This window comes from Clostridium sp. AF27-2AA, from assembly GCF_003478505.1.
GTDB lineage: Bacteria > Bacillota > Clostridia > Lachnospirales > Lachnospiraceae > Brotaphodocola.
This window is the reverse complement of record NZ_QUFI01000016.1, coordinates 76,122-82,411: the sequence shown is the minus strand read 5'-3', so window position 1 is coordinate 82,411 and position 6,290 is coordinate 76,122. Positions and strand designations below refer to the sequence as shown.

Annotated in this window: 8 protein-coding genes; 3 read left to right on the top strand and 5 right to left on the bottom strand. The window is 47.3% G+C overall.

Features of this window, described 5'->3' with window-relative positions:
* Positions 1–33 precede the first annotated feature (33 nt).
* Genes DWY84_RS10610 through DWY84_RS10595 form a run of 4 tightly spaced genes read right to left on the bottom strand, consistent with a single transcriptional unit; the run spans position 34 to position 3,376 of the window.
* Positions 34–1,191 carry an FprA family A-type flavoprotein gene (locus DWY84_RS10610; RefSeq protein WP_118533072.1) on the bottom strand — a complete coding sequence of 386 codons (1,158 nt, stop codon included), beginning with the start codon at positions 1,189–1,191 and terminating at the stop codon, positions 34–36.
* Positions 1,192–1,244: 53 nt separating this feature from the next.
* Positions 1,245–1,634, bottom strand: coding sequence for a response regulator (locus DWY84_RS10605; RefSeq protein ID WP_118533070.1), 390 nt, complete (start codon positions 1,632–1,634; stop codon positions 1,245–1,247).
* A gap of 25 nt (positions 1,635–1,659) precedes the next feature.
* Positions 1,660–2,628: a tRNA-dihydrouridine synthase family protein gene (locus DWY84_RS10600; RefSeq protein WP_118533068.1), complete on the bottom strand. Its 969-nt coding sequence runs from the start codon at positions 2,626–2,628 to the stop codon at positions 1,660–1,662.
* Between the two features lie 40 nt (positions 2,629–2,668).
* Positions 2,669–3,376 carry a GntR family transcriptional regulator gene (locus DWY84_RS10595; RefSeq protein ID WP_118533066.1) on the bottom strand — a complete coding sequence of 236 codons (708 nt, stop codon included), beginning with the start codon at positions 3,374–3,376 and terminating at the stop codon, positions 2,669–2,671.
* A gap of 83 nt (positions 3,377–3,459) precedes the next feature.
* Between DWY84_RS10595 and DWY84_RS10590 the strand changes: the two genes are divergently transcribed.
* From DWY84_RS10590 to DWY84_RS10580, 3 genes are all read left to right on the top strand, one after another.
* On the top strand, positions 3,460–4,215 hold the full coding sequence (locus DWY84_RS10590) for a hypothetical protein (RefSeq protein WP_243024829.1): 756 nt from the start codon (positions 3,460–3,462) through the stop codon (positions 4,213–4,215).
* Positions 4,193–5,002, top strand: a complete 810-nt coding sequence (locus DWY84_RS10585) for an SDR family oxidoreductase (RefSeq protein WP_118533064.1) — start codon at positions 4,193–4,195, stop codon at positions 5,000–5,002. The genes DWY84_RS10590 and DWY84_RS10585 overlap by 23 nt, the downstream gene beginning before the upstream one ends.
* 83 nt (positions 5,003–5,085) lie before the next feature.
* Positions 5,086–5,589, top strand: a complete 504-nt coding sequence (locus DWY84_RS10580) for an L-2-amino-thiazoline-4-carboxylic acid hydrolase (protein ID WP_118533062.1) — start codon at positions 5,086–5,088, stop codon at positions 5,587–5,589.
* 106 nt (positions 5,590–5,695) lie between these two features.
* On the opposite strand, the gene DWY84_RS10575 is transcribed toward DWY84_RS10580, so the two are convergent.
* Positions 5,696–6,223 (bottom strand): nitroreductase, encoded by a 528-nt coding sequence (locus tag DWY84_RS10575; protein WP_118533060.1) that lies wholly within the window; start codon positions 6,221–6,223, stop codon positions 5,696–5,698.
* Between the last annotated feature and the right edge of the window lie 67 nt (positions 6,224–6,290).

Sequence of the window (6,290 nt, the reverse complement as noted above, 5' to 3'; positions counted from 1 at the left end):
CTTCGAACCTATATTGATATTGCTCTTAAATTTTTATTTTAAGGCATCGGCCATTGCTTTCATGGCTTCTCTGGTATCTTCATGCACAGCGGATTTGATGGTAACTACCTGCTCCAGTACATGCACATCTTTCATCGGCTCTAATATACCGCGCATGATTTTTCCGGCTAACGGTGCCCAGGATCCGTTCTCCATCAGACCTACGGTACGCTTCTGAAAGTTCTTGGATTTTAAGTGCAGCAGGAACTCTTCCATGCATGGGAATACACCACCGTCATAGGTTGCTGCTGCCAGCACCATGCGGTCATAATAAAATGCCTTACGCACAGCCAGGGAAACATCGGTACGGGATAAGTCGAACACTTCGACTTCCTCACCGTTTGCACGGAGCAGCTCTGCCATCTCTTCTGCTGCCTGTGCCGTGTTGCCGTGAATAGACGCGTATGCTACCATCACACCGTGCTTCTCCGGCTGATAGGTACTCCAGGTCTGATATTTGTCAATGTAGTAGCCCAGGTTTTCTTTTAAGATCGGTCCGTGCAGCGGGCAGATCATCCGGATATCCAGGCCGGAAGCCTTCTTTAACAGTCCCTGTACCTGCACGCCGTACTTGCCTACAATATTTAAGTAGTAACGTGCTGCCTCCTCTGCCCACTCTTCTTCTGCATCCAGCGCGCCAAACTTTCCGAAGCCGTCTGCGGAAAACAGAATCTTTTCGCTCTGCTCGTAAGTTACCATAACCTCCGGCCAGTGCACCATCGGTGCCATAAAAAACTGCAACGTATGACTGCCAAGGCTTAAGGTCTCACCTTCTTTTACAAGCACCTTACGCTCAGTCAGATCCATCTCAAAAAACTGGCCCATCATAGCAAAGGTCTTTGCATTTCCCACAATTTTTGTTTCCGGATAACGCTCTGCAAAGTTTTTGATGTTTGCCGCATGATCAGGCTCCATATGAGACACAACCAGATAATCCGGTTTCCGGTCACCAAGCTCCCTGGCAAGATTTTCAAACCAGGTATCGGTTGCCCGTTTGTCAACGGTATCCATCACCGCAACCTTTTCATCCAGGATCACATAGGAGTTATAGCTGACTCCGTTCGGAATCGGATACTGGCTCTCAAAAATATCCAGTGTTTTATCATCTGCTCCCACATATAAAATAGAATCTGAAATATACATATCACGCATTGTAGTAGTTCCTCCTGTCTTTCTGTCGTCACAATGTCTTTATTATAATGCCCTTAAAAACTGCCGTCAACGCCATTTTCCGACTCTCTTCGGTATCGCTCTACCATTTTCATGATATCCTGCTTCGTGTACGGTTTTTCTATGAATCCGTATGCCTGAATTTTCCATGCCTCCAGAGAAAAACCCGGAATACTGGACATCAGCACTACCGCCGGAGCATTTTTTAGTTTCTGCAGTTCTTTTGCCAGACTGATACCGCTGATATCCGGCATCACAATATCCGTAAATACCATATCCACCGGATTCTCCTTCACAAATTCCACTACAGCCACTGCTTCTTCGAAACTTCCAAGCAGACTGATCTCAGCCATATTGCGGAAAATCCCCTCAATTTTTTCCAGAAGTTCCGGTGCATTATCCACCGCAACTACATTTACAGCCATGCTCTCCCTCCATTCGCAGCAGCACTCACCCCTGTTTCTTCCAGCCTGGAAAACATGGCTGGGCGCACACCGGCTTTTCCGCCAGAAGACATTCCACTGCTGCCCTGTATTCTTCCATCTTCTGTGCCTTGCGTATCTTTTTCATCAGTTTCGTGCTGTCTTCAAACGCTTCTCCCAGATAGGTCCATAGTTCCTTCATCTTAAACAAAACATTTTTATCTCCCGGTATAGCTCTCCGGTATCCTTCCAGCACATCCTCATGAAAAGCACGAATCCGTTCTGCAGTAAAAGGTGTCTCCTCTGTCAGGGAAGGATTCGTTAAAAGGCCGCGGCCAAGCATGACCGCTTCCACACCCGGATACTGATTCCGGAAATTCCTGATATCATCCCGGCTAAATAGATCTCCGTTATAAAAAACCGGGTTCCGGCTTTCTCTCACCGCAAGATCAAACGCGTCCATGCGCGGATGATTCTTATAATAATCTGTCTGAACCCGCGGATGCACAATCAGATTTTTAAGCGGATACCTGTTATAAATAGAAAGAAGTTCTTCAAATTCTTGCGGATCTGTCTTTCCAATCCGCGTTTTAACAGACAGGTCCATGCCAAGCCCGCAGATTCCCTCACTGACCTGATAGAGAAACTCATCCAGCTCCATCGGATATTCCAGGAAGCCAGACCCCCGCTTTTTTGCCACTACCGTTCCAGACGGACACCCCAGATTCAGATTCACTTCCATATAGCCAAGCTCTTTCAGGCGCTTAGCTGCCCACAGAAAATCATCTGCCTTATTTGTCAGGATCTGTGGAATGAGAGGAATACCCTCGTTATGCTCCGGAATCACATCGTTCAGTTCTCTCGGTGTAAGCTTACGGGTCTGATTCGGTGAAATAAAGGGAGTGTAATATTCCTTGATGCCATGAAAATGCCGGTGATGGGCATTCCGGAACACATAGCCGGTAATGCCCTCCATCGGCGCAAATAAATAATCCATATTCTTCTGCCTTCCTTCACATTTTCAGCATAAATCCTTCCTAGCAGAGGCTGAAACCCACACATTCCACTTTATCCGCCACCAGAGATTCACAAATCGGCAGCTTCTCAATATCTGCCCGAAGCAGCGTGGAGGCTGTGCGGAAATCTCCCTGCTCCAGATAATCCAGTAAAGCAAAATGCAGGTCCGCAGCCATGTAACAGTTTTTCATCGTTTCCAGAAAGTATATCGGCTGCCGGTCTATACTCTCCAGCAGATAATGAAGCGCCACTTCATTTTTGTAAGTCATAAACAAGGTTTCATGGAACTCCCGGTTCAGTTTCCAGTATTCCATAAAGCTGCGGCTTTCCCCTCCGTTCTCATATTCCTGACACAGAGTGCGCAGCTCCCGGATCCGGTCTTTCGTTACCATATCATGATAACGTTCCAGAAATGAGCATTCCATAACAGTCCGGAAATTGATGATATCCCGCAGCTCTTCCTGCGCCGGTTTCCGTATACGATAGCCATGGCGTGGCGTACTGGCAATAATCCGGTCACTGCGAAGCTGCATCAGTGCCTCGCGCACCGGCGCACGGCTGACCTGATACTTTTCCATCAGACTCTTTTCTGTCAGAAACTCATCGAAAGAGAATTCATTATTCATAATTCCGGCAAATATTTTATTATAGATCTGATCTTTGATGCTGTCTTCTTTTTTCTCTTCACTTTCTCCAACCTTTCCAGTTCCTGTTCTGGTAATTCCCATGCTATTTCATTATAATCATATCACAGTTTTTTTCTTTTTCCAAATTATAAATTTCATAATTCTTAACCATGCTGATCCTGGTTATGATGATGGTTGTCCACTTAGGAACCATGCTGGATATCCAGGAGCTGATCGATCAGTGGAAAACCGTAGTGGTTACCCTGGCCGGCATGTTAGGTATCCTGGTTGTCATCCTTACGGTAGGAACCGTGATCCTTGGTAAGGAAACCGCAGCAGTTGCAGCACCTCCGTTAACCGGTGGTTTCGTAGCTGCCATGATGATGCAGTCTGTTGCTCCGACTGAACATCTGGCAATCCTGGCTATGGCTGTATACGTACTGCAGGGCTTCGTCGGATATCCGCTCACCAGCATCTGCCTGAAAAAAGAAGGCTATTCCGTATTAAAGCAGTACCGTCAGGGCACCTGGAAAGCCGCAGCTGTAAAGGAAAAAGCCAATGATGATCCTGCAAAGAACTATCTGTTCCCACAGATCCCGGACAAATACAAGAGTGACTTTACCTACCTGTTCACCATGGTCATCCTTACCGTTATGTCCGGTTACCTTGACAAACTCAGCGGCGGTTACATCTCAAAATTTGTGTGGGCTCTGATCCTCGGCGTATTCGCAACAGCAATGGGATTCATTGAGAAAAATGTACTGGTCCGCTCCCGCAGCATGGGCTTCGTTTACACCATCATTATGATGTTTGTATTCTCCCAGTTAAGGTTGCAGGTTTCGTCAGCGCAACATCCGGTTCTGTATTCATTGCAGGCGCTGTTATGGCAATGTTCTTTAAATAAGAGGAGGTTCCATCATGGATTTAGGTTTAAAAGGTAAATCAGTCGTTGTAACCGGAGGCAGCAAAGGCATCGGTTTCGCAGCAGCAGAAGCATTTCTCAAAGAGGGAGCCAAGGTTGCCATCTGTTCCCGCCACGAAGAGGAATTGAAGGAAGCAGCCGAAAAGCTTTCTCAGTATGGCGAAGTTTATTATGAAGCTTTCGATGTTTCCAAGGCAGAAAGTAACTACGCTTTTGCTGAACATGTCAATGATCGTTTTGGCAGCGTTGATGTCTGGGTTAACAATGTAGGAGCCACCGGCTTTAAAAAGGGTGACGAGTACGATGACGAGGAAATTGATTTCATGACCGGTGTCTGCTTTAAATCTGTTATCTACGGATGCCAGGCAGCATTCCGGTACATGAAAAAGCAGCATTCCGGCGCCATCGTCAATGTAAGCTCCCTGGCAGCACGCTGCTCCTCCGCCGGAAGAAGCACGCTGTACGGCCCGTTAAAGTCAGCGATCAACAACCTGACTAACACCTTCGCCGGTGAATATTGTCCATATAATGTACGCGTTACCTGCATTATGCCAGGCTTTACCGTAACCCCGCTTGTGCGGGCACATATCAGCCAGGAGGAGCTTGACCGCAATGCAAATGCTACCCTGCTCCGCCGAATGGCAGAGCCGGAGGAGATTGCCAAACCAATCGTATTCCTGGCAAGTGATGCGGCAAGCTACATGACCGCCACCACCATTGAGGTATCCGGCGGACGCAGTATGACGCTCAATCCTACCTATGCTTATGACAAGCTTGCGGCAGAAAAAGCAGAGGCAGCAAAATAGATCGTAACTGCGATGTTTCTAAGCAGTTGCAATGAATCTTATGTCCCAATCACATGTAGTAAAAACAAAAAGGAGGAGTTACCATGATTGACAACAAAATCACCATCAAAGACGACGAGAAAGTGAATATCCAGCGCGGCGCGATCGGTCATCGTTCCACCTGGACCGGCCTTACCTACAAATACGCAGCAGAAGCCGGCAAGGCCGAAGAAGCTGAAAGAATTATCCGCCAGGCCATCAGCGAAACCGGACGTGTCCAGGGCAATGCTTTAAGAGAACAGTGCCCGGATCCGACCAGCTGTAAATCCTTCTGCGACACCATGTTTACACCAACCCTCTTAAAATCTTTTGAGGTCGATGTTAAGGAAAAAACTGATGATGTTCTTGACGTTGAATTCCATCACTGCCCGCTCTTAAAGGCATGGCAGGATCTCGGCTTTAACGATGAGATGTGCGCAAAGCTCTGTGATATCGCTATGGACGGCGACCGTAACATTGCAAAGGCAATGGGCTTTGATTTCCACTTGGGCGATACCATCGCAAATGGCTGCCCGACCTGTCAGGTAACCTTTCGCAAGAAAAAATAAGCATTAAAAGCACGAAATGCCGGGGTGGTTCTGTTGGACCGCCCCGGCGCTTTTACTGTACCGACTGTTCCGGAATCATGCTTTTCCGGCCAGTTATCTCTCTCTTTTATCGAATATAGTAGACGTAATCTGCTTTTCTCGGTGCTGCCTCCTTCAGCGGCGCTGCCGCATAGCCAAGCACCAGATGGCCGATGCCTTCATAATCTCCCTCAATGCCAAGACTTTTTAAAAGTTCTTTCCCCTCCTGAGTTTCAAACTCTTCCTTTGCACGATGGATCCAGCAGCTGTCCACGCCAAGATCTGCTGCAGCATTCATAAGATTTCCCAGAACCAGAGTGCCATCATAAAGATAGGTCGGCATGGCCTTGTTTGCCAGAACGATGAGCAGCTCCTGTGCTCCGTAAAACGGATCAAAGCTTTCATCCTTTCCCATAAACTTTGCGTTCATGACAGAAAGCTTATCCCGCAGTTCTTTATTGGTAACCGCAATGATGATCGGGGACTGTCTGCCCATGCCTGTGGCCGCATAGGTTCCTGCTTTGATAATAGCCTGCAGTTTTTCTTCTTCAATAAGCTCCGGCTTGAATGCACGGCAGCTTCTTCTTGTTTCCAGTACTTTTAATGTTTCTGACATGTTATTTCCTCTCTTTCCGGTGCTGATTTATTCATGGCTCTTTCCTATGACTCTAAGGGAGTGACGT

Excerpts from the sequence above, each read along its gene's own strand:
- DWY84_RS10610 (WP_118533072.1), bottom strand. The coding sequence starts at position 1,191 with ATGCGTGATATGTATATTTCAGATTCTATTTTATATGTGGGAGCAGAT.
- DWY84_RS10605 (WP_118533070.1), bottom strand. The coding sequence starts at position 1,634 with ATGGCTGTAAATGTAGTTGCGGTGGATAATGCACCGGAACTTCTGGAA.
- DWY84_RS10600 (WP_118533068.1), bottom strand. The coding sequence starts at position 2,628 with ATGGATTATTTATTTGCGCCGATGGAGGGCATTACCGGCTATGTGTTC.
- DWY84_RS10595 (WP_118533066.1), bottom strand. The coding sequence starts at position 3,376 with ATGGGAATTACCAGAACAGGAACTGGAAAGGTTGGAGAAAGTGAAGAG.
- DWY84_RS10590 (WP_243024829.1), top strand. The coding sequence starts at position 3,460 with ATGATGATGGTTGTCCACTTAGGAACCATGCTGGATATCCAGGAGCTG.
- DWY84_RS10585 (WP_118533064.1), top strand. The coding sequence starts at position 4,193 with ATGGATTTAGGTTTAAAAGGTAAATCAGTCGTTGTAACCGGAGGCAGC.
- DWY84_RS10580 (WP_118533062.1), top strand. The coding sequence starts at position 5,086 with ATGATTGACAACAAAATCACCATCAAAGACGACGAGAAAGTGAATATC.
- DWY84_RS10575 (WP_118533060.1), bottom strand. The coding sequence starts at position 6,223 with ATGTCAGAAACATTAAAAGTACTGGAAACAAGAAGAAGCTGCCGTGCA.